Here is a 21,652-nt window from a genome sequence, read left to right as displayed (position 1 = left end):
ATCAGCCTCGCATCGCTTTGCCCTGCGGGTCATAAGGCGACGGCGCAATGACACGGGCCGGACGTTCGACACCAACCACATGAACTGACAGCTCTGTCCCCGGCTCGGCCTTGTCGCGATTGACCAGAGCCATCGCCAGCGACTTGCCTGTGTAGTGACCATAACCGCCAGAGGTGACAAACCCCACGCGTTCGTCTCCGGCCCAGATCGGCTCGTACCCGCTGGCATCTGCGTCCAGCGCGTCGACCTCAAGCGTCACCTGAACTTGCGCGGGTCCGTTGCCATCGCGTTCCGCCAATGCCGCCTGCTTGCCGACAAATTCCTTGTCCCAGTCGATCCAGCGGTCCATGCCAGTCATACCGGGCGTATAGAGTTGGGTGAATTCCGCCGACCAGATGCCAAAGCTCTTCTCCAGCCGGGTCGATAGCATCGCATTGAAACCGCACTCGCGGATACCATCCTCGGCCCCGGCTTCCAGAAGCATTCTTCGTAACTTGATGTGATCACCATAGCGGCAGTTGATCTCGTAGCCTTTCTCGCCGGTCACCGACATGCGGGCGACACGGGCGCGCACCAGACCGATGTCGAAATCTCCGCAGCCCATGAACTTGAGGCCCGAGATATCCTGTTCCGCCAGTTTCTCGACCACAGCCTGCGATTTCGACCCAACCACTGCGAAGCCGCAATATTCTTCGCCCAGATCGCGGACCGTTACACCGTCCATCATGTGATCGTCGAACCAGCGCATGTGCCATGCGCGCAGATAATAGCTGCCCATGATCCACCATGTGCCATCACCCCAGTTGAGCACGGTCAGATCGCCCTTGAGCCGCCCGTTTTCCCCCAGCATCGGGGCCAGCTTGGCACGCCCCGGCGCGGGCAGTTTCGAGGCCATGACCCTATCCAGCCACGCCTCGGCATTCGGCCCGCTGACTTCGAACCGCGAAAAGCCCGAGATATCTAGCAAGCCGACCCCTTCGCGGATCACCTTGCATTCTTCAGCCACGATGTCATGCGCGTTGGATCGCTTGAGTGTCGGCGTTTCCTCGAACCCGTTTGGCGCGAAATACAGCGGCACTTCAAGGTCCCAACTGACTCCCCATTTGCACCCCGCCTCAGTCATCGCATCGTGGGCCGGAGCCATTTTCAGCGGGCGACCCGCAGGCAATTGCTCGTTCGGGTAGGTCATAACGAAGCGACGGGAATAGAACTGCCCCGTTGTCTCGCGGATATAGCGTTTGTTCTGCGCGAAGTCGCCATAACGCGCCACGTCCATCGGCCACGCGTCGGCCTCGGGCTCGCCATGGATCATCCACTCGGCCAGTGTCTTGCCCACACCGCCGCCTTGCAGAAAGCCCGCCATCACCGCGCAGGCAGACCAGTAGCCGCGCTTGCCCGGGACGGGTCCAACCAGAGGGTTGCCGTCCGGCGAGAAGGTAAACGCCCCATTCACCCATGTTTTAATACCCACGTTCTGGATTGATGGATAGCGTTCAAAACCCAGCATCAGCTCGTTCTCGATCCGGTCGAGCTGTTCCTGAAACAGTTCCTCACCATAATTCCACGGCGCACCGTCCATGGCCCAGTGTTCGTGATCAATCTCGTAAATGCCAACCAGAACGCCTTTCTGGTCTTGCCGCATATAGGTGAACCCTTCGAGGTCCACGGTCATCGGCATCTCGAAATCGGCTTGCGCAACCTCTGGCACCGTATCGGTAATCAGATAATGATGTTTCAGCGGAGAGACCGGCAATTCAACGCCCGCCATACGCCCCACCTGTTTGGCCCAAAGACCTGCTGCGTTGACCACATGCTCGCAGGTGATCGTGCCGCGATCCGTCACCACCTGCCAGCCATCATCTGTCTGGATCAGTTCCTCAACCTTGGTTTCTTCATAATACTCCGCACCCCGCTTTTTGGCCGCCGTTGCATAGGCCTGCACGGTCCCGGTCGTATCGATATAGCCCTCGCGATCCGCCCACATCGCGCCCAGCACCCCATCGGTGGACATGATCGGGCAACGCTTCTGCGCTTCTTCCGGCGACAACAACTCGCAATCGTCAATGCCGATGGACTGGAAGATGCGGTAATTGGCTTGCAGCCACTCCCATCGCTCGGGCGTGCCTGCCAGCGTCAAACCTCCGGTCATGTGCAACCCGATATTCTGGCCTGACTCCTTCTCGATCTCGCTGAGCAGATCAATAGTGTAGGCCTGCAGCGAAGCCATGTTCGGATCGGCGTTCAGCGCGTGGATGCCCCCCGCTGCGTGCCAGGACGAACCCGACGCCAAACGCCGCCGTTCCAGCATGACCACATCGGACCAACCGAACTTGGCCAGATGGTACAGAACCGAGGCGCCCACAACGCCGCCCCCAATCACGACAACACGATACTGAGATTTCATCCTGCCTTCCCCCGCATGACTCGCAGAAGACGCTAGTAGCACTGTTCACTTCTGTCTAGACATTTCTGTCCAGTACAAGACGCGACCTGACTGTTCGGAACATTTCGGCTAAAGCTGCGCGCTGGGACGGGCTTGAACGGCCTCAAACCAAGCTTGAGTCGCGGCATTCCCATCCGGGATACGGATCTTGATGACACGGGCGAAATCGACGAACACAAAGGCCGTTATATCCGCCAGAGAAAAAGCATCCCCTGCCACAAACGCGCTATCCTGCAAGCGGGTTTCAAGTAGATCGAAGAACGCAGCCACCCGATCACGGCCGCGCTGTGCCAATTCCGGGATTTGTGCGTAGCTCACCGGACCGGGTATGGCACGCCCCTCGAAAGCGGGATGAGTGTTGCGCAGCGTTTCAGCAATTGGCGCGCCGCCCTGCTGTTCAACGATAGCGTTCCACATCAGCACCGCCCCTTTTTCATCCGGGTTGCGTCCCATCAAAGGAGGCTCGGGGTAGCGCGCCTCAAGATACGCGGCGATGCCGAGGTTTTCCGTCAACGCATTCCCTTCATCTGTCACAAGAACAGGGATTGTCGCCCTCGGGTTCACCGCCCGAAACGCATCGCTCAGCTGCTCACCCTTAGCTATGGAAATGTCGCGAGTTTCGATGTCCAACCCCTTTTCCGCGATAAACATGCGGGCGCGGCGCGGGCTTGGTGCGGTCGAGCAATCGTAAAACAGCATGTGGTCGGATCCTCCTGCAGCTCAGGCTAGACGATTACTGAACCACAGAGCGAGCCTGACCCTACGGCATATCAGCGCTGGTAGATAAAGCAGCGTCCCTCGACTGCGCCTTGGGGTATAGGCAGTTCACTCAGCCCGTCAAAATACATGCGGTCACTGGACACCATCAGCCCACCCGGTGCCAGCAGCGGTTCAATCAGGGGCGAGACAAAGCGGGCGAACGCATCATTCTTTTCCCGGTTATGCCCCCCCAAATCCGCGTGGATCAGGCTGGCCGTTGCGCCGAAGCGGTTGACCGACGCAGGCAATGTCTCCCGCACATCACCCAGAATGACCCTGTCTTCGGGTGGTGTTGAATCCGGGTGCGAGGCCACCGCGCGTTCAAAAACATAGACCGGTCGATTCTGAATATGCTGTATCATGTGGTGATAGGTGCGCCCGTTCCCCAAACCCAGCTCGAATACCGGGCCCGGCTGACCTGAGGTTTGGGCAATAGCGAAATCCAGACAGGCGCGCTGGGACACCATGCGATCAATGAACAGATCCAGGCGGCTTTGATTCTCGGGCACGGGGCTTAACCTTTTCCTTTTGTTCGACACATAGCGCGTGCCGATTGCGCAGTTGATGACAAAATCTCAGGACTTTGTGTAGAGATACGCAGCGGTATTTCACGAATCCGCGACAATTCTGCTGAAGAAGGTATTTGACTAGCCCGCCCCAACCGCGCGAAACTGCACGAAAAAGTCAGGGAGTTCAAAAATACGATGCCATTCCACGGCCAGCCGGGTGGAAAACCCGAATGACTGCGTTGTTGTCCGTTCGGGATCTCAGCATCGGATTCGGCACGGGGCCGGATGTCGTCCAGAACGTCAATTTCGAAGTCTCCGCCGGACAAACCCTTGCTTTGGTTGGAGAATCCGGGTCGGGAAAAACGATTTCCTGCCGGGCAGCATTGCGAATTCTACCGCGCACAGCACAGATACGCAGTGGAACAATTACCTTAAACGACTCCAAAGGTATGGCCGATCTGACCGCCATCAGTGAACGCGAAATGCGTTCGATCCGCGGCAACCGGGTGTCGATGATCTTTCAAGAGCCGATGCGTTCTTTGTCGCCGCTTCACAAAATCGGCAATCAGGTCAGCGAAGTTCTGTGGCTACATCGCGGCGCGTCCGAGGCGCAGGCGCGCAAAGAAGTTCTGACCCAGTTCGAGCGGGTCGGCTTTCCCGACCCGCAACGGGCCTATGATTCTTATCCGTTCGAGCTGTCAGGCGGGATGCGTCAACGTGCCATGATCGCGATGGCTATGGTCTCAAAGCCGGAACTGCTGATCGCCGACGAACCGACGACGGCTTTGGACGTCACCACTCAGGCGCAGGTTCTGGGGCTGATCAAAGAGTTGCAGCGTGAAACCGGCATGGCGCTGATTCTGGTGACGCATGATCTGGGCGTCGTAGCCAATATGGCCGAGCAAGTCGTGGTCATGCACAAGGGCCGCGTGATGGAGGCCGGTCCCGCCGATCTGATCCTGACCGATCCTGCGCACCCATATACCAAACAGCTTTTCGATGCGGCCCCTGAAATTCCCGACAAGGATGCGGTCGGCCTGCCGATGCCGGACGAAGACCTGATCCTAGAGATGAAGGATGTGTGCAAGACCTACACCATGCGCGCGGCCAAAGGCTGGAAGTCGGACAAGCTGATTCACGCCTGCCGCGGGGTCGATATGAGGCTGGCGCGGGGTAAGACACTTGCAATCGTGGGCGAAAGCGGCTCGGGCAAAACCACGGCGGCGCGTATCGCGCTTGGGGCCGAATTGCCCGACCCGGGTGGACAGGTCCTGTTCCGCACCGCGCCTGACACCGATCCGATCACAGTACATCAGATGACCAAAGCGGAACGCACCGCGTTCCAGCGCAAGGCGCAGATGGTGTTTCAGGACCCTTACAGCTCGCTCAGCCCGCGCATGCGCATCCAGGACGCCATGACGGAACCGCTGGAAATTCATGGCCTTGGCTCAGTTGCGGAACAACGGGACAAGGCGGCGGAAATGCTGCAGCGGGTCGGGCTGAATGCCGATATGCTCAAACGCTATCCGCACGCGTTTTCCGGCGGTCAGCGCCAGCGCCTGTCGATTGCGCGCGCGATGATGCTAGACCCGGCACTGATTGTCTGTGATGAGCCGACCTCGGCCCTGGATGTATCCGTTCAGGAGCAGATCCTGACTTTGCTGGAAAACCTGCAGGACGGTCTGAACCTGTCCTATCTGTTCATTTCTCACGACCTGGCGGTCGTGGCCCGCATCGCCGACGAGGTTGCAGTGATGCGGCAAGGGCTGGTGGTCGAACAGGCCCCACCCGAAACGCTGTTCTACAACCCTCGTCACCCCTACACCAAGGCGCTGATCGCTGCTCAGCCGGAACCCGATATCAATCGCCCGATCGACCTGAAACTGGTTGCTTTGGGCGCCGGATCACCAGACAGTTGGGAAGACGCCTTTCGTTTCTCGGACACCATGATACCCTCACTTGTGGAAATGGAGCCCGGCCATAAGGTACGTTGCCATGTTTAAGACCACTCGACACTTGTTATTGGGCTCGGCCCTGGCCCTTCTGGGAATGCTGCCCGCCACGGCGGAGATTCCCGCGAACCTGCAGGAAAGCGCGTTTTGGCAATCCGAGGTGGATAGCGGAGATCTTCCACCCGCAGCAGAACGCGTGCCGCAGGATCCCTTGATCGTGGACCTAACCGCAAAGGGCCGGGAATTTGGTGAACCCGGCGGGACATTGCGCACGATGGTCACCCGATCGAAAGACATCCGGCAGATGGTTGTTTACGGATATGCAAGGCTGGTCGGGTTTGATGAAAACTACGAAATCGCTCCTGACCTGCTGGCCGCATATGAAAACGAAGGCAACCTCAAGTTCACTTTGCGTCTGCGCGAAGGGCACAAGTGGTCCGATGGCTCGCCCTTCACATCCGAAGATTTCCGCTATTGGTGGGAGGACGTCGCCAATAACGAATTGCTCAGCCCGTCCGGCCCACCGGATTTTCTGCTGGTGGAAGGCAAACCCCCAGTCGTCACCTTCCCCGATGAGATGACAGTGGTGTTCGAATGGGAAGACCCCAACCCGAACTTCCTGCAATCTCTCGCGCAGGCCCGACCGCCGTTTATCTACCGACCGTCTGCATTTCTGAAACAGTATCACGAGAAGTTTGCCGATCAGGAGGAACTGGCATTTCAGGTCGAGGATGCCCGCGTCAAAAGCTGGGCGGCGCTGCATAACAAGCTGGATAACCTCTATAAATTCGACAATCACGAACTACCGACGCTGCAGCCGTGGCTAAACGCCAGCTCTGGCAAAAAGATCCGGCACAGCTTTGTGCGCAACCCCTATTACCACCGCATCGACAGCAACGGCGTGCAGTTGCCCTATATCGACGTGGTCGAGATGGAGATCGTGGCCCCCGGCCTTGTCGCCGCTAAAACCAACGCGGGAGAAAGCGACTTGCAGGGGCGCGGACTGGCGTTCCGCGATGCCTCGATCCTGAAAAAGGGTGAGGCCGACGGAAACTACAAAACTCTGCTTTGGAAAACCGGCGTTGCATCGCAGATCGCCATCTATCCAAACCTGAATTTTGAGGATGACGGTTGGCGTGACGTTTTGCGCGACGTCCGTGTGCGCCGCGCGCTGTCTCTGGCGATCGACCGTAATACTATCAACCAAGCGCTTTATTTTAAACTGGCCCAACCCGGAGCGATGTCCGTTCTACCAGCCTCACCCTTCTATGACGAAGAAAACGCCAAGGCCTGGGCACAGTATGACATCGACGCCGCCAATGCCCTGCTGGATGAGGTCGGTCTGACCGAACGCGACAGGGATGGCATCCGCTTGCTGCCTGACGGGCGCCCAATGGAACTTGTGATTGAAACCGCAGGCGAACGGCAGGAGGTTGAAAACGCGCTGCAGATCGTCACCGACAACTGGCGCGATATTGGTGTCGATCTTGTCATGCGCCCATTGGATCGCGATATCCTGCGCAATCGGGTGTTTGCGGGGAACACCATGGCCTCGGTCTGGTTTGGCTGGGATGACGGCATCCCGCAACACCACACGTCTCCGGCCTATCTGGCGCCCACCGATCAGGTGTTTCTGGCCTGGCCCAAATGGGGGCAGTATTATCAGACTGGCGGTGGCTCGGGCGAACCCCCCGATATGCCAGAAGCCCAGCGTCTGATGGAACTTGCGCATGATTGGGAGATCGCGTCATCAGACGAAGCGCGCGCAGCCGTCTGGACCGAGATGCTGAAAATTCATGCCAATCAGCTATATGCCATCGGCATCCTGAACGGCGCGCCGCAACCTATCGTCGTGTCCAACCGTTTGCGCAACGTCCCTGAACAGGCCATGTGGGCGTGGGAACCCGGTGCGCATTTTGGCGTCCACCGACCGGACGAGTTTTTCTTCGCCGACTGACTGGGAGCAGCTAAATGATCATGCTGCGCTATGCGGTGTATCGCTTTTTCACGATGCTGCTGACGCTGCTGGTGGTTTCGGTTTTGATCTTCGTGATCATCAATCTTCCACCCGGCGACTACCTCAGCAACCAGATCGCGGAATTGCAGGCCTCGGGCCAGTCCGCCGGTGTTGCCAAGGCCGAATTTCTGCGGAAGGAGTATTCGCTGGACCGGTCCTTGCCGGAACAATACCTGATCTGGATAGGCTTCTGGCCCGGCCCCCACGGGTTTGAGGGGCTGTTGCAGGGAAATTACGGCTGGTCCTTCGAATTCGACCGCCCCGTGCGAGAGATCGTAGGCGAAACACTTTGGCTGACGGTTGTAGTCAATCTGGCCGCCATCCTGTTCGTCTATGCGGTTGCCCTGCCCCTTGGTGTTTTGGCGGCAGCAAAATCACGAACCTGGATCGACTATACCTCGGCCTTTGTGGGGTATCTGGGTCTGGCCACCCCGAACTTTCTGCTGGCGTTGATCCTGTTCTATTATGGCCACCGCTATTTCAACCTGCCCATCGGCGGCCTGATGGACCCCTCGTTCGAAGGCCAACCGATGAGCTGGGATAAGCTGAAATCCATTTTGGTCCATCTGATCGTACCAACCTTTGTCATCGGCACCTCCGGCGCATCAGCCATGATGCAGAGGCTGCGCGCCAATATGCTGGACGAATTGGGCAAACCCTATGTGGAAACCGCCGTCGCCAAGGGCATGGCCCCGTCGCGAATGCTGACCAAGTATCCGTTGCGCGTGGCGTTTAACCCGTTTGTCGCGGATATCGGCAACCTGCTGCCTTCAATGGTGTCAGGCTCGGTTCTGGTCTCGGTTGTCCTTGGTCTGCAAACCATCGGTCCGACCCTGCTGACCGCGTTGAAAACACAGGATCAATTCCTATCCGCGTTCATTCTGATGTTCGTCGCTTTGTTGACGCTGATCGGCACCATGATCTCGGACATCCTGCTGGTCATGCTCGACCCGCGTATCCGATACGAGGGGCGTGAAGCATGACACAGAAACCTGATGGTCGCTATGTCGACGATGCCCCGTTCGACCCGGATGCCGCCCTGCAACAGCTTGAGCGCGCGGATCTGGACGCCCCAAACTGGGTACTGGTCTGGCGCAAATTCAAGACGCACAAACTGGGCTTAATCTCGGGCATCTTTCTGCTGCTGTGCTACCTGATGCTGCCCTTTGCCGGGTTCATCGCACCCTACGGACCAAACGACCGGAATGGCGAGCATCTGTACGCCCCGCCGCAATCCATCAACTGGTTCCACGAGGGCGCGTTCATTGGGCCATATGTCTATCCCATCGTGGCCGAGGCGGACCTTGAAACCTTCCAATGGAAGTTCGTCCCAGACACCGAGGACCCGCAACCGATCCGCTTCTTCTGCGAAGGGTCTGAATACAAACTGGCTGGTCTGATCCGATCCGATACCCACCTGTTCTGCGCCCCCGAAGGCGCAACACTGTTCCTGTGGGGGTCCGACAGGCTGGGCCGTGACGTGTTCAGCCGCATCCTCTATGGCGCGCAATTGTCGCTGACCGTGGGTTTGATTGGCATTTCCGTATCCTTCTTCCTCGGGATTCTCTTTGGATCGATGGCAGGATATTTCGGCGGCAAAATCGACTGGGTCATCAACCGCGTGATTGAAATCCTGCGTTCTCTGCCGGAACTGCCGCTGTGGCTGGCCCTGTCTGCTGCTGTCCCTTCGAACTGGAGCCCCGTTGCGGTGTTCTTCATCATCTCAATCATTCTCGGCATCCTCGACTGGCCGGGTCTTGCCCGATCCGTTCGCGCCAAATTCCTCTCTCTGCGTGAGGAAGAATACGTGCGTGCCGCCGAAATGATGGGCGCAAGTTCGGGCCGCGTGATCCGCAAGCACCTGTTGCCGAACTTCATGTCTCACCTTATCGCATCAGCCACCCTGTCGATTCCGGCGATGATTTTGGGGGAAACGGCGCTCAGCTTCCTCGGTCTCGGCCTCAGGGCTCCGGCAGTCAGTTGGGGCGTCATGCTGAATGACGCGCAGAATCTTGCCTCGATCGAAATCTACCCATGGACCGCGATCCCGATGCTGCCAATCATTGTGGTCGTTCTGGCCTTCAACTTCCTCGGTGACGGGCTGCGCGACAGTCTGGATCCCTATCAGCAATGAGCCTGCTCGCCGCCCTCCCCTCCGCCGACACCTACGAGGTTGAGGGGACGGGTGCGCGCCCAAGCGCTTTTGCGGTGTCAGAACTCGCCACTGCAAGCATCGCGGCCGTTGGCCAGGAATTGGCCCGACTGGCAGAAGCTTTGGGCTTGGTGGATAAATCACCGCACGTGAAGATCAATCACCGGCTGGCCTCACTGTGGTTCGGCTATTCTTTCAAACCGGATGGGTGGGACATGCCCAGCCTGTGGGACCCGATTGCAGGCGACTACCCTGCCGCGGACGGCTGGATTCGGCTGCACACCAACCTGCCACATCATCGTGCTGCGGCGCTGAAGGTTCTGGGGACAACGGCAGACAAAACCCTTGTCACTGAAGCCGTCAGAGAATGTCCCATCTCTGATCTGGAAACAGCGATAGTCGCCGAGGGCGGCGTCGCGGCAGCCATGCGCAGTCGCGCCGAATGGCAGGATCATCCTCAGGGTCGCGCAGTCGCCCGTGATCCGCTGATCGGCTGGCAAGGGCCGCGCGGCATTACCCTGCGTGACCGCCCTCAGGCCACGGCTGCCCGCCCGTTAGAGGGTTTGCGCGTTCTGGACCTGACACGGGTTCTGGCCGGGCCGGTTTCCACCCGCACTTTGGCAGGTTTCGGGGCCGAGGTTCTGCGTATCGATCCCCCTGAATGGGATGAACCGGGCGTCATCCCGGACATTTCTCTGGGCAAGACATGCGCCTATCTCGACCTGAAAACCCCGTCAGGTCTGAGCAAGTTTAAAAAGTTGCTGGCGCAGGCTGACGTTTTTGTACACGGCTACCGTCCGGGCGCTTTGGACGCGCTGGGGCTGACAAAAACCGAGCGAGACGCCGTCGCCCCCAACCGCGTTGAGGTCACTCTGGACGCCTATGGCTGGCAAGGCCCCTGGGCTGCGCGCCGCGGTTTTGACAGCCTTGTGCAGATGAGCGCGGGCATCGCAGCAGCAGGCCGCGAATGGGCCAAAACCGAAAAGCCAACGCCACTGCCAGTTCAGGCGCTGGATCATGCGACCGGATATCTGATGGCTGCCGCGGTACTTTCGGCACTGGCCGAGGCAGCCGCACACAATGCGGTTATGGATGCACGCCTGTCTCTGGCCCGAACCGCAGAATTGCTGGCGAGCTTGGCAAAGACCAGCACAGGCGAAGATATCACGACCGCCAAAGACAGCGACTATTCCAAAACGCCCGAAGCATCAGGCTGGGGGCCCGGGCATCGGCTCAAACCGGCCTTAACCGTCGGCGGCGCAGAGATGCGCTGGAGTTTGCCTGCGTCAAAAACGGGCTCGTCCAACGCCGCCTGGCCATCGCTCAATCCCTGACGCAACCGCCGCGCAAAACGCGCGGCCCGGTCCAACGCTTGGGATGGCGTCTCGTCAGGGACGCAACCCAAGAAGCGGCGGGAGCACCTTTAGCGGTCGTCGCCTCCCGGACCGATATCGTCAAGGTAATCCTCGTCAATCGCGGCCTGCACCGCGCCCGTCACAGCCTCGCGTTGTTTTGGCGTCAGGTCTTCGGTTTCTTTGCCATCGGCCAGACGCACAGTTACCTCGCGATGGGCGAAACGGATGCCTTCCCGGGCGAACAGCTCGCGAATCTCCTGATAGACCTTCTTGCGCACCAACCACTGATCGCCGGGTTTGGTCATGAACTTGACCCGGATGATCATCGCCGAGTCCTGCATCTCAATCACGCCCTGCGACTTCAGCGGCTGAATGAAGTTGTCGCCAATCACCGGATCACTCAGCAACTCCTGACCTAGCTTCTTGATCAGTTTACGCACCTTTTCGACATCCGTGTCATAGGTCACGCGCAACGGAAGCTTCATGATCACCCAATCGCGCGAGTAATTGGTCAACACTTTGATTTCCCCAAAGGGAATAGTGTTCAGCGCGCCCAGATGATGGCGCAACTGGAAGGACCGGACCGAGATCTTCTCGACCGTGCCTTTCACATCCCCGATGTCGATATATTCGCCTTTGCGGAATGCATCATCCATCAGGAAGAACGCGCCCGAGAAGATATCCCGGACCAACGTCTGCGACCCGAAGCCAACGGCCAGACCGACCACACCGGCACCGGCAAACAGTGGGCTGACATTAATGCCCAGCTCCATCAACACGATCAGAGCAATTGTAACAACAACCACGGCCAGAATCGCGCCCCGGAACAAGGGCAACAAGGTCGCCAGACGGCTTTGCCCACCTTCCCCTCCTTCGTCGCCCAACTCGGCCTCGGCACCGCCATCGTCGGTTTCCTCGGCGATCTTGCTGTCGATCCAGATGCGGAAGAAATGGAACAGGATATAGCCGATGAACAGGATCACCATCACATCCAACGCACGCCCAACCGGGATATCATCGCTCCAGTTGGCTTGCGGGTTCCAGATGACCACAAGGGCATAGAGACCGACCACAAAGGCCAGAATCCCCGCAATCCGACGGGCGAGGTCTTCATATGTCAGGATTGTATGCTGACGCTTTTCCGCCTCGGGCGTTTGCGCTGGCAGTTCCTCGCCGTCCTCGGTTTCTGCGTTTATGTCCTCCATCTGCCGGTTGCGATCGAAATACCGTTCAAGCAGATAGTTCATCGCCCCATAGGCCACGACAACGGACATGAATATCGCATAGCTGCTGGCAACAATGGGGATCGAGTCCTCGACCTCAAGCACCAGGTCAACCGCCAGTTTGAACCAGCTGAATACCATGTAAATGATCAGAACCGGTGCCCAGGCGTATGAGATGAAGCGCAGGACCCACGACACCTGATCCGGCTTGCGGCCACCCCGGATTGCATTTGAAATGGCTCGGGCATTGAACAGGATCATCAATATGTTGCCCAAAGCACCGACCAGTGTCAGACCGCCATAAACCATGGCATAGACGTTGTAGTTCAGCCCGAAATCCGCCACCCAGGTCGCAAATAAGACGGCTGAAATGTCGTAGGTCGCCAGCGCCGAGGCCCAGATATACAATCGCTTGGCATCGCGGTCAGAGAACGGAGGCAAGCGATACTGGCTTAAATACGGCGACAACACCATGCGCCACAGATCGGACACGGTGCGCGACAGGAAAAAAGCCGTAAAGATCGCTGTGACCGTAAACTGTATGGAGATGTCTTCTGCTTCGCCAAAGAACAGGTAACCGACGATCAGAGCCATTAGCATGGCAAAGATCGTACCGCCGATACCCATGACAAATCGGAAGACCAGAAATGGCATCTTTTCGCGGTAGCCTTGCGGGTTGTCCTTGATCCGCGCAACCACCCAGCGCTTCGCAATGCGCTTGCCGTAAATCTCGATCGATAACCACCGCCCCAGCAGCAGGAACAGAATATTCCACGCCAGAACTTCTACATAGGTCTGAATCCGCCCATCCGGGCTGGTCTGGCGCAGGATATACTGCACTTCGAATACCGAATAGGGCAGCGCCTCAAGGCGTGATCGGACCGAGTCGCGGAATTTAGAGAACCTCTCCTGCGCCTGCATAAGCTGCGAACTGCCGGCCATCGGGTCGGCGGGATCCGTATTCGACTGATCGCTTCCGCCACCCGATGTCGATGCAATCTGGCCTGCGCTGTCGATGACAATCACACTGGCACCGGACTCGGTCGCTGCCCGGATCGCTGCGGCCACATCCCCGTCGGCTTGCGTCTCCTCTTCGGAACTGCCGCCCGTGGGATAACCCGGGATAAGCGATGTCTGTGCCGCAGCCCCGGTCGCCAGTCCCAAAACAGCGATCCAGAGCCCCAAGATCAACCCGGCAAGAAAGTTTGTCTTCATAATGTGTTGCACCCAGTCTTCAGATAACCGTCAGATTACAGAAGCGATCCGTACAGCACAAATCCTCTGCTCACACATCGTGAATTTGTGTCAGGCCCGTGTTCCGCGCGCAATGCTGCGATAAGGTATTTTCGACTCATTGAAAATTGAATATGACCCGGTGTGGGAGACTTTAAATTTGGGATCTGCAGCCACAGCGCGGTTGCCAATCGGCTGTTGCCAAATCGCAATGATTATCGCATTTGCTGGGTCACCTCTGCCCCTTTCGCAAGCAGGGGAAAAAGATATACGCTAACAGGTGTAAGCGCGCGGATTTGCACCGAAACCTGAGACAGGCAAAGGCATGAGCCTAGGCACAATGAACGAAACACACGGCCGCGCCCCGCGCATCCTGTTCTACAGCCATGATACGTTTGGGCTGGGTCATCTGCGCAGGTCACGGGCACTAGCTTCGGCGATCACACAGGCTGATCCGCGCGCGTCGGCCCTGATCCTCACTGGTTCGCCCGTGGCTGGGCGGTTTACCTTTCCGCGCCGGGTCGACCACGTGCGCCTGCCCGGCGTGACCAAACGGGCGGATGGGAGCTATGCCTCTCAGACAATCGGGATGGGTATTGAAGAGGTTACCGAACTCCGCTCGGGCCTGATCGAGACTGCGGTTCAGCAGTTCGATCCCGATGTGCTGATCGTCGATAAGGAACCAACCGGTTTTCGCGGTGAACTGTTACCAACACTCGAACGCCTTGAGCACACGCAAAAGACTCGGCTGGTTCTGGGCCTGCGCGACGTTCTGGACGAACCGGCCGTTCTGGCCGCCGAGTGGGAGCGGAAAGAAGCCATCGCCGCGACCGAGCGGTTCTATGACGAGATCTGGGTCTATGGCCTGCGCTCGGTCTATGACCCGACCGAAGGCCTGCCGTTGAGCGCGGCGACCCAGGCTCGCTTTCATTGGACCGGGTATCTGCGCCGCGACCTCGGCCCGATCGGCGAACCGCCCGATCAGCCCTATATCCTAATCACACCCGGCGGCGGCGGGGATGGCAAAGCGATGGTCAACCTGGTTCTGTCGGCTTACGAAAAAGACCCAGATCTGTCCCCCCGGGCGATACTGGTTTATGGCCCGTTCCTTTCGGGTGAACTGCGCGATGAGTTCGAGGCCCGCGTTGCCGCGCTGAACGGCCGGGTAACAGCGGTTGGATTCGAATCCGAGATCGAAACTCTGTTCGCCGGGGCCGCCGGTGTGGTCTGCATGGGCGGTTATAACACATTTTGCGAGGTTCTTTCGTTCGACAAACGCGCCGTGATCGTGCCCCGCACGACGCCACGCCTGGAACAGTGGATTCGCGCCTCGCGCGCGGAAGAGCTGGGGCTGGTGCGGATGCTGGACGAAAACCGCGATGGCTTGACGGCAGATGCAATGATCGAGGCAATCCGCAACCTGCCGCACCAGCCTGTGCCGTCCCAGGCGATCCGGGCTGGTTTGCTGGACGGGCTGAAATATGTCACCCATCGCATAGACGCCTTGCTGGGCGCGGAACCAGAGCGCGCAACCGGATGAGTTCAGCAGGCCCCAAACTGGCGGTGCTGGTCAAAGGATGGCCGCGCCTGTCCGAGACGTTCATCGCACAAGAACTGGTCGCCTTGCAGGAAGCCGGGCACAGTTTTGACATCTGGTCGCTGCGTCACCCCACGGATACCAAACGCCACCCCTTGCATGACCGGTTTCGGGGTCAGGTGCATTACCTGCCCGAGTATCTGTACGACGAACCGGACCGACTGACCGCCGCGCGCCAGATCGCCCGCCGCCTGCCGGGATATGCGCAGGCCTATCAGGTCTGGCGGCAGGATTTGCGTCGGGATCCTTCGCATAACCGCATTCGCCGCTTTGGTCAGGCATGTGTTCTGGCTGCCGAACTCCCTTCCGAAACCCGCGGGCTGTATGCGCACTTCCTGCATACCCCATCCTCAGCCGCGCGCTATGCCGCCATCATGCGGCAGCTGCCGTGGAGTTTTTCGGCGCATGCCAAGGACATCTGGACCTCGCCCGAATGGGAAAAACGCGAAAAGCTTCAGGCCGACAGTTTTGGCGCGGCTTTCGGTGCGACATGTACTGCGGTAAACGCCGAACACCTGCGCGCGTTGGCCGATGATGCATCCCGGATTGACCTGATCTATCACGGGCTTGACCTGTCGCGTTTTCCAGACGCCCCCGACCGGATACCGCGGGCCGTAAATGGGCCATTTCACATGCTTTCGGTCGGGCGGCTTGTGGAAAAAAAGGGCTTTGACCGGTTGATACAGGCTTTTGCCCATCTGCCGCAGGCGTTGGATTGGCACTGGACCCATATTGGCGGCGGTTGGCTTGGTGATGCGTTGCGCGCTCAGGCGGCTCAGGCCGGTGTAGCGGATCGTATCACATGGAAAGGCGCTTGCGATCAGCCAGAAGTTATCGAAGAAATGCGCCGGGCCGATCTGTTTGTACTGCCCAGCCGTATCGCGTCGGACGGTGACCGGGACGGGTTGCCGAATGTGTTGATGGAGGCGGCCTCGCAACGCCTGCCGACCCTTTCGACCCCAGTGTCAGCTATTCCCGAATTCATCGAAAACGGCACGCATGGGGTGTTGGCGGATGATGATCCTGACGCATTGGCACGCGCGATAACAGACATTGCGGATGACCCGGACGGCGCCGCGCGCATGGCCGTGAACGCGCATGACCGGTTGCTTGCCGAGTTCCAAATGGACCCTGGCATAGCGCGCCTGTCCGAGCGTCTGACAGCCCTGTGCAAAGGTTACCCCTAATGGCACGCGTAGCGTTTTACGCGCCGATGAAATCACCGGATGACCCGAAACCTTCGGGCGACCGCGAAATGGCCCGTAACCTGATGGCAGCCATCGGCGCGCAAGGGGATAGGGTAGACTTGGTTTCCCGTCTGCGTATCTACGACAAATCCGGCGACGCCACACTACAGGAAACCCTGCAAAAAAAAGCCGAGCAGGAAGCGCACAAGCTGATTGCAGACCTGCCCGGGCAGACCGATCTGTGGGTTACCTACCACAATTACTATAAAGCGCCCGATCTGTTGGGCCCGATAGTCTGCCGTGCGCGCGGTATTCCTTATGTCCAGTTGGAAAGCACGCGGGCAACAAGCCGACTGGCAGGCAATTGGGCCGGATTTGCCCAAGCCGCCCACAACGCTTGCGACGCGGCGCAGGTTATATTTTATCACACGGCAAACGATCTAATCACGCTTGAACGCGAACGGTTTGGTGATCAGAGGCTTGTGGAACTGCCCCCTTTTCTTCCGATGAACACAGCGCCTGAAAGTTCAACCGGAGACGGCCCAATGCTGGCCGTCGGCATGATGCGACCGGGCGACAAGCTGGCCTCATACCGCATTCTGGCCGAGGCCTTGCACAAGCTGACCGGCCCATGGTCCCTGAACATAGCCGGTGACGGACCCGCACGGGCCGAAGTCGAAGCGCTGATGGCCCAGTTCGGGGCACAGGTGCGATTTCTGGGCCAGCTTGACCGCGACGCCGTGCAGAGGTTGTATTGCGCCTCATCAATGCTGTTGTGGCCCGGCGTGAACGAGGCATACGGAATGGTCTATCTTGAAGCGCAAGCCGTCGGCCTGCCGGTCCTCGCGCAGGATCGCCCCGGCGTGCGCGATGTGCTGGCACCATCGCTTTACCCGTCGGTCGAAGGTGGGGCCACCGTGTTTGCCGAACACATTCAACGCTTTCTAGACAACGCTGACCTGCGTCTGGCTGCGGGTGATCGGGCACGCTCATACGTCTCCGGGCGTCACCTGATGCCCTCTGCAACCCAGCGGTTCTGGGAAACTGTACGCCCTCTGCTGGAGGTTCGGGAATGACACGACTGGCTCTGCTCCGCCATGGGCACACCACTTGGAACCGCTCTGGCCAAATCCAGGGCCGCAGCGATATCCCGTTGGACGAGCGCGCGCGCGCAGAGCTTGCAGGTTACGACTTGCCCGAACCCTGGGGCGCTGCAACGCTCTGGTCCAGCCCCCTGTCTCGCGCCGTTGAGACAGCGCAGCTGGTCACCGGTCGCGATCCGCAAACAGACGGCGCATTGACCGAGATGAACTGGGGAGATTGGGAAGGCAAACGCGGCCTAGACCTGATTGAACAACCCGACAGCGGCTATCGGCATATTGAAGATTGGGGATGGGATTATCGTCCGCCGGCGGGGGAAACCCCGGCCGAGCTGTGGAACAGACTTGTTCCCTGGTTGCACGGCCTGACCGGCGACAATCTTGCAGTCTGCCACATAGGCATCATGCGGGTCATTCTGGCCAAGGCGTGGGGATGGGATTTCAGCGGCCCGGCACCATTCAAGGTCAAGCGAAACCGGCTTTATATCCTGGACCTAAGCCCGATGCGGGCCGAGGCTGACCCTGTCCGTTTGGTGCAAAAGGTGCCCTGATGAAGGTCATGATCGTCGTCACACACCTTCTTGGCACCGGTCACCTGAGCCGGGCTCTGACGCTCGGGCGCGCTTTTGTCGATAGCGGGCACGAGGTCTTTTTGGTGTCGGGCGGAATGCCAGCCCCCCAACTGGACAGCACTGGCATGACACTGCTGGGCTTGCCACCCTTGCGATCAGACGGCGTGGACTTCAGTCGGTTGTTGGATCACGAGGACCGGTCAGCCAGTGACGATTACCTGTCTGCGCGGCAAACCGCGCTGACCGAAGCCGTTCGCAGCTTTCATCCTCAGATCCTGATTACCGAGCTTTTCCCCTTTGGTCGCAGGTCCCTAAGCGCCGAGTTTCTGGCCACATTGGAAACCGCCAGAAACCTATCACAGCCTCCGGTTATTCTGAGCTCTATCCGCGATATTCTTGCCCCGCCATCCAAGCCGTCCAAAGCGACCAGAGCGGATGAGATCATCGCCGCATTCTACGACGGCGTGCTGGTGCATTCCGACCCGCAAATTGCGCCGCTTGAGATTAGCTGGCCGGTCTCAGATGGCCTCGCCCCCCGACTGCACTATACCGGCTTTGTCGCGCCAGAGCCTGCATCGCCTCATTCTGAAGCAGAAGGGCGAGGCGAGGTTCTTGTCAGCGCGGGCGGCGGCTCTGTCGGGCAACCGATCTTTCGCGCGGCCATCGAGGCCGCCCGAAAAATGCCCAACCGGCGCTGGCGCCTGTTGGTCGGCGGGCAAAATGCACGGGCACGCATTTCTGAACTGGCCGACCTCGCCGAGGGTTTGCCCGTGACCGTGGAACCCGTGCGCCCAGATTTTCGGAATATGCTGCCTCTTGCGGCCTGTTCGGTCAGCATGTGCGGATACAACACTGCGATGGATCTGCTGCAAAGCGGTACGCCCTCGGTGCTGATCCCCTTTGACGACGGCAAAGAGGTCGAGCAAAGCCTGCGCGCGCGGACCCTGTCCAAATTACCCGCCATTGAAGTGATAAACAGTGCCGCGCTGACAGGGCATACGCTTGCACGTGCTGTTGCACGGGCTATCGGCGATGGGCCACGTGCGCCGATGACTGAAGGCTTTGGTGGCGCACAACGGTCTGTCGATATTGCCGAATCCCTGATGGGGGTCAGGTGATGGGTATCGACTGGTCACCCCTGCAGGATGAATTGGAGCGCTGGAAGGCGGAAGGCCTGACTTTGCCGGTCTGGTGGCGTGATGACGATGCGGTCACCGTGACCTCTCAACTGGATCGTTTGACAGCGCTGTCAGACACGCTGCGGGTGCCCGTGCATTTGGCGGTGATCCCAAGAGATGCAGATAGGGCTCTGGCCGATTACGTTCTGGGGAATGCCAATCTGGTTCCGGTCGTGCATGGCTGGGCCCACCAAAACCATGCACCTGCAAATGAGAAAAAGTCCGAATTCCGCCTGCACCGCCCAATGCCGGATATCTCCAAGGATGCATCAGCCGGTTTGGCGCATTTGGCCCGTCTGTTTCAGGATCGCCTGTACCCGATGTTCGTTCCCCCATGGAACCGTATCGCCTCTGAGGTCGCCGCACTGCTTCCGGAATTGGGCTATCGTACGCTGTCCACGGCAACGCCCCGCAAAACCCGCTTTTCAGTACCAGGGTTGGAACAGATCAATACACATCTTGACCCGATCGACTGGCGCGGATCGCGCGGTTTATGCGCACCGGACAGCCTGATTTCGAAGACTGTCGGGCTGTTGCAGGATCGCCGCGCAGGCCGGGCAGACAATGCGGAACCATTTGGCGTGTTGACCCACCATCTGGTCCATGATGATGACATCTGGAGCTTTACGGGCGACATGCTGCAACACCTGCTGGATGGGCCCGGCACCGTCTGGACCGCTGATAAACCGAAAAACCTGGGAGATCCCGAATGAGCCGACTGGATTCCATGTTACGCCGCCTGACAGCCCAACGGGATGGGCTGAACTGGGCGGCAGACCAGATCGAATGCATGGATGGCGACATTCTGGATATGGGGCTGGGCAACGGCCGCACCTATGATCACCTGCGAGAGATTCTACCCTCCCGCCGTATCTGGGTGATGGATCGGGTTCTACAATGCCACCCGGACAGCACTCCTCCGCCCGAGGATTTTCTGCAGGGCGAGGCCGAACCGATGCTGCAGAAACTGGAAGCTGCAGGCCACCGCATCGCTTTGGCGCACTACGACTTTGGGCGGGGCATTAAAACCGAGGATGTCGCCGAGTCTCAGCGCCTCAGCCCCCTGATTGCACAGGTGATGCAGCCCGGTGGGCTGCTGATCTCGGGGCAGCCTCTGGTCGGATTCGAACAGATTGCAGGACCCGAGACAATCGCACCGGATCGCTACCTGTTTTATCGCGCCTGATCAGGCCACACGCTGCCCGCGTGACCACACGGCACGCAGCGCCGGTGCATCCGCGCGCATCCTGAACCGGATCAGATCGGCGCGGGCGCCTGCGCGCAACTCTCCGCGATCATCCAGACCTGCTGCCTGCGCTGGCGTTTGGGTCACTGTGCGCATGCCCCTTGCCATATCGCCCCACAGCTCTCCCAACCGGATGGCGGACAAAAGCAGCGCCGCGGGCACGTAGTCAGACGACATGATATCGAGATGCTCTAGCTCGGCCAACTCACGCGCCGCAACGTTGCCGGAATGCGAGCCACCACGAATGACGTTCGGCGCGCCCATCATCACCTTGATACCATGGTCATGACAGGCCCTTGCGGCCTCGACCGTTGTTGGGAATTCCGCCAGCCGGATGCCGTGATTGGCCGAGACACGCACCTGATCTTCTGTGGTGTCGTCATGGCTTGCCAGAACCGCGCCGAACCGGCGCGCTGCTTTCACCGTTTCTGTTTCGTGCTTCTCGCCATAGCGATCGCGCAACGCTTTGAGCTGGGCCACATGCTGCAAGAATGCATCTTCAACCAGCCCGTATTTCCCCTTCATATAATCTTCGAGCTTGGTGATATCGCGGAACTGACGCTGCCCTGGCGTGTGATCCATCAGCGAGACCAGACCCACGCGATCCTCGGGGCCGAACTCGTCCAGTTCGTCAATCAGCGTCTCGGAACAGACCTCGGCACGCAAATGCAGGAAGTGGCTGATCTTCAACGCATCCTGTTCTCGCAACTGCCACAGTTCGCGCGACAGTCCCCGCGCGTATTTCATATAGCGCCCCGCCCCGCTGGGGATGGACCCGATGCGCATGGCGTCAAAGACAGTAGTGATACCCGTACTGGCCAGCTCGGCATCATGGGCGATGATGGCCGAAGCATGGGGCCAGTCCACCCCCGGTCGCGGCTGGATATGGCGTTCCAGGTTGTCGGTGTGCAGTTCGACCAAGCCCGGGCTGACATAATCCCCGCCACAATCTACTGCACCGGTTGGAACGAACGCCCCCGTGGCAACATCCACGATCGCCTCTCCAACAATCCGTACACTTCCGGTGACGATCTCATCGGGCAGAACAAGCGTGGCATTGGCAAGGATCATTTCTTCTGTCATCTGAACTTCACATGATTTGAGCTATAGGAACGGCCACGCAATAGGA

Annotated in this window: 17 protein-coding genes; 12 read left to right on the top strand and 5 right to left on the bottom strand. The window is 59.2% G+C overall.

The features are described from left to right. Position 1: 1 nt before the first annotated feature. From ACP0GE_RS15130 to ACP0GE_RS15120, 3 genes are all read right to left on the bottom strand, one after another. Positions 2-2,404, bottom strand: coding sequence for a GcvT family protein (locus ACP0GE_RS15130; RefSeq protein ID WP_424832746.1), 2,403 nt, complete (start codon positions 2,402-2,404; stop codon positions 2-4). A gap of 108 nt (positions 2,405-2,512) precedes the next feature. Then, complete coding sequence (locus ACP0GE_RS15125) at positions 2,513-3,142, bottom strand: glutathione S-transferase family protein (RefSeq protein WP_424832745.1); 630 nt, start codon at positions 3,140-3,142, stop codon at positions 2,513-2,515. A 71-nt stretch (positions 3,143-3,213) separates the two neighbouring features. Continuing rightward, positions 3,214-3,711 carry a class I SAM-dependent methyltransferase gene (locus ACP0GE_RS15120; protein ID WP_424832744.1) on the bottom strand — a complete coding sequence of 166 codons (498 nt, stop codon included), beginning with the start codon at positions 3,709-3,711 and terminating at the stop codon, positions 3,214-3,216. A 230-nt stretch (positions 3,712-3,941) separates the two neighbouring features. On the opposite strand from ACP0GE_RS15120, the gene ACP0GE_RS15115 reads away from it, so the two are divergent. From ACP0GE_RS15115 to ACP0GE_RS15095, 5 genes are read left to right on the top strand one after another with little or no spacing between them, the layout of a single operon-like run. Beyond that, positions 3,942-5,714: a dipeptide ABC transporter ATP-binding protein gene (locus ACP0GE_RS15115; protein WP_424832743.1), complete on the top strand. Its 1,773-nt coding sequence runs from the start codon at positions 3,942-3,944 to the stop codon at positions 5,712-5,714. Then, positions 5,707-7,620 (top strand): ABC transporter substrate-binding protein, encoded by a 1,914-nt coding sequence (locus ACP0GE_RS15110; RefSeq protein ID WP_424832742.1) that lies wholly within the window; start codon positions 5,707-5,709, stop codon positions 7,618-7,620. Before ACP0GE_RS15115 ends, ACP0GE_RS15110 begins: the two co-directional genes overlap by 8 nt. 14 nt (positions 7,621-7,634) lie before the next feature. Continuing rightward, a complete protein-coding gene (locus ACP0GE_RS15105; protein WP_424832741.1) occupies positions 7,635-8,663 on the top strand; it encodes an ABC transporter permease in 1,029 nt (342 codons plus the stop codon). Further along, complete coding sequence (locus ACP0GE_RS15100) at positions 8,660-9,814, top strand: ABC transporter permease (RefSeq protein ID WP_424832740.1); 1,155 nt, start codon at positions 8,660-8,662, stop codon at positions 9,812-9,814. The genes ACP0GE_RS15105 and ACP0GE_RS15100 overlap by 4 nt, the downstream gene beginning before the upstream one ends. Beyond that, a complete protein-coding gene (locus tag ACP0GE_RS15095; RefSeq protein ID WP_424832739.1) occupies positions 9,811-11,166 on the top strand; it encodes a CoA transferase in 1,356 nt (451 codons plus the stop codon). The genes ACP0GE_RS15100 and ACP0GE_RS15095 overlap by 4 nt, the downstream gene beginning before the upstream one ends. Positions 11,167-11,255: 89 nt before the next feature. Here ACP0GE_RS15095 and ACP0GE_RS15090 read toward each other — a convergent pair whose 3' ends face one another. Continuing rightward, on the bottom strand, positions 11,256-13,625 hold the full coding sequence (locus tag ACP0GE_RS15090) for a mechanosensitive ion channel domain-containing protein (RefSeq protein ID WP_424832738.1): 2,370 nt from the start codon (positions 13,623-13,625) through the stop codon (positions 11,256-11,258). Positions 13,626-13,968: 343 nt separating this feature from the next. Here ACP0GE_RS15090 and ACP0GE_RS15085 point away from each other — a divergent pair, with 343 nt between their 5' ends. From ACP0GE_RS15085 to ACP0GE_RS15055, 7 genes are read left to right on the top strand one after another with little or no spacing between them, the layout of a single operon-like run. Further along, positions 13,969-15,183 (top strand): glycosyltransferase family protein, encoded by a 1,215-nt coding sequence (locus ACP0GE_RS15085; RefSeq protein WP_424832737.1) that lies wholly within the window; start codon positions 13,969-13,971, stop codon positions 15,181-15,183. Beyond that, positions 15,180-16,427, top strand: a complete 1,248-nt coding sequence (locus ACP0GE_RS15080) for a glycosyltransferase family 4 protein (protein ID WP_424832736.1) — start codon at positions 15,180-15,182, stop codon at positions 16,425-16,427. The genes ACP0GE_RS15085 and ACP0GE_RS15080 overlap by 4 nt, the downstream gene beginning before the upstream one ends. Next, positions 16,427-17,503, top strand: a complete 1,077-nt coding sequence (locus ACP0GE_RS15075; protein ID WP_424832735.1) for a glycosyltransferase family 4 protein — start codon at positions 16,427-16,429, stop codon at positions 17,501-17,503. The genes ACP0GE_RS15080 and ACP0GE_RS15075 overlap by 1 nt, the downstream gene beginning before the upstream one ends. After that, positions 17,500-18,078, top strand: coding sequence for a histidine phosphatase family protein (locus tag ACP0GE_RS15070; RefSeq protein ID WP_424832734.1), 579 nt, complete (start codon positions 17,500-17,502; stop codon positions 18,076-18,078). The genes ACP0GE_RS15075 and ACP0GE_RS15070 overlap by 4 nt, the downstream gene beginning before the upstream one ends. Next, complete coding sequence (locus tag ACP0GE_RS15065) at positions 18,078-19,217, top strand: glycosyltransferase family protein (RefSeq protein WP_424832733.1); 1,140 nt, start codon at positions 18,078-18,080, stop codon at positions 19,215-19,217. Before ACP0GE_RS15070 ends, ACP0GE_RS15065 begins: the two co-directional genes overlap by 1 nt. Then, a complete protein-coding gene (locus ACP0GE_RS15060) occupies positions 19,217-19,990 on the top strand; it encodes a polysaccharide deacetylase family protein (protein WP_424832732.1) in 774 nt (257 codons plus the stop codon). The genes ACP0GE_RS15065 and ACP0GE_RS15060 overlap by 1 nt, the downstream gene beginning before the upstream one ends. After that, positions 19,987-20,463, top strand: coding sequence for a class I SAM-dependent methyltransferase (locus ACP0GE_RS15055; RefSeq protein WP_424832731.1), 477 nt, complete (start codon positions 19,987-19,989; stop codon positions 20,461-20,463). The genes ACP0GE_RS15060 and ACP0GE_RS15055 overlap by 4 nt, the downstream gene beginning before the upstream one ends. Here ACP0GE_RS15055 and ACP0GE_RS15050 read toward each other — a convergent pair whose 3' ends face one another. Next, a complete protein-coding gene (locus tag ACP0GE_RS15050; protein WP_424832730.1) occupies positions 20,464-21,606 on the bottom strand; it encodes an alpha-D-ribose 1-methylphosphonate 5-triphosphate diphosphatase in 1,143 nt (380 codons plus the stop codon). Positions 21,607-21,652 lie beyond the last annotated feature (46 nt).

This window comes from Ruegeria sp. (assembly GCF_965243365.1).
In the GTDB taxonomy this organism is placed as follows: domain Bacteria; phylum Pseudomonadota; class Alphaproteobacteria; order Rhodobacterales; family Rhodobacteraceae; genus Ruegeria.
This window is presented reverse-complemented; position numbering and strand designations above follow the sequence as displayed.

Coding starts and splice junctions, on each gene's coding strand:
- ACP0GE_RS15060 (WP_424832732.1), top strand. CDS start 19,217: ATGGGTATCGACTGGTCACCCCTGCAGGATGAATTGGAGCGCTGGAAG.
- ACP0GE_RS15085 (WP_424832737.1), top strand. CDS start 13,969: ATGAGCCTAGGCACAATGAACGAAACACACGGCCGCGCCCCGCGCATC.
- ACP0GE_RS15110 (WP_424832742.1), top strand. CDS start 5,707: ATGTTTAAGACCACTCGACACTTGTTATTGGGCTCGGCCCTGGCCCTT.
- ACP0GE_RS15125 (WP_424832745.1), bottom strand. CDS start 3,142: ATGCTGTTTTACGATTGCTCGACCGCACCAAGCCCGCGCCGCGCCCGC.
- ACP0GE_RS15070 (WP_424832734.1), top strand. CDS start 17,500: ATGACACGACTGGCTCTGCTCCGCCATGGGCACACCACTTGGAACCGC.
- ACP0GE_RS15075 (WP_424832735.1), top strand. CDS start 16,427: ATGGCACGCGTAGCGTTTTACGCGCCGATGAAATCACCGGATGACCCG.
- ACP0GE_RS15130 (WP_424832746.1), bottom strand. CDS start 2,404: ATGAAATCTCAGTATCGTGTTGTCGTGATTGGGGGCGGCGTTGTGGGC.
- ACP0GE_RS15055 (WP_424832731.1), top strand. CDS start 19,987: ATGAGCCGACTGGATTCCATGTTACGCCGCCTGACAGCCCAACGGGAT.
- ACP0GE_RS15095 (WP_424832739.1), top strand. CDS start 9,811: ATGAGCCTGCTCGCCGCCCTCCCCTCCGCCGACACCTACGAGGTTGAG.
- ACP0GE_RS15090 (WP_424832738.1), bottom strand. CDS start 13,625: ATGAAGACAAACTTTCTTGCCGGGTTGATCTTGGGGCTCTGGATCGCT.
- ACP0GE_RS15050 (WP_424832730.1), bottom strand. CDS start 21,606: ATGACAGAAGAAATGATCCTTGCCAATGCCACGCTTGTTCTGCCCGAT.
- ACP0GE_RS15115 (WP_424832743.1), top strand. CDS start 3,942: ATGACTGCGTTGTTGTCCGTTCGGGATCTCAGCATCGGATTCGGCACG.
- ACP0GE_RS15065 (WP_424832733.1), top strand. CDS start 18,078: ATGAAGGTCATGATCGTCGTCACACACCTTCTTGGCACCGGTCACCTG.
- ACP0GE_RS15100 (WP_424832740.1), top strand. CDS start 8,660: ATGACACAGAAACCTGATGGTCGCTATGTCGACGATGCCCCGTTCGAC.
- ACP0GE_RS15105 (WP_424832741.1), top strand. CDS start 7,635: ATGATCATGCTGCGCTATGCGGTGTATCGCTTTTTCACGATGCTGCTG.
- ACP0GE_RS15080 (WP_424832736.1), top strand. CDS start 15,180: ATGAGTTCAGCAGGCCCCAAACTGGCGGTGCTGGTCAAAGGATGGCCG.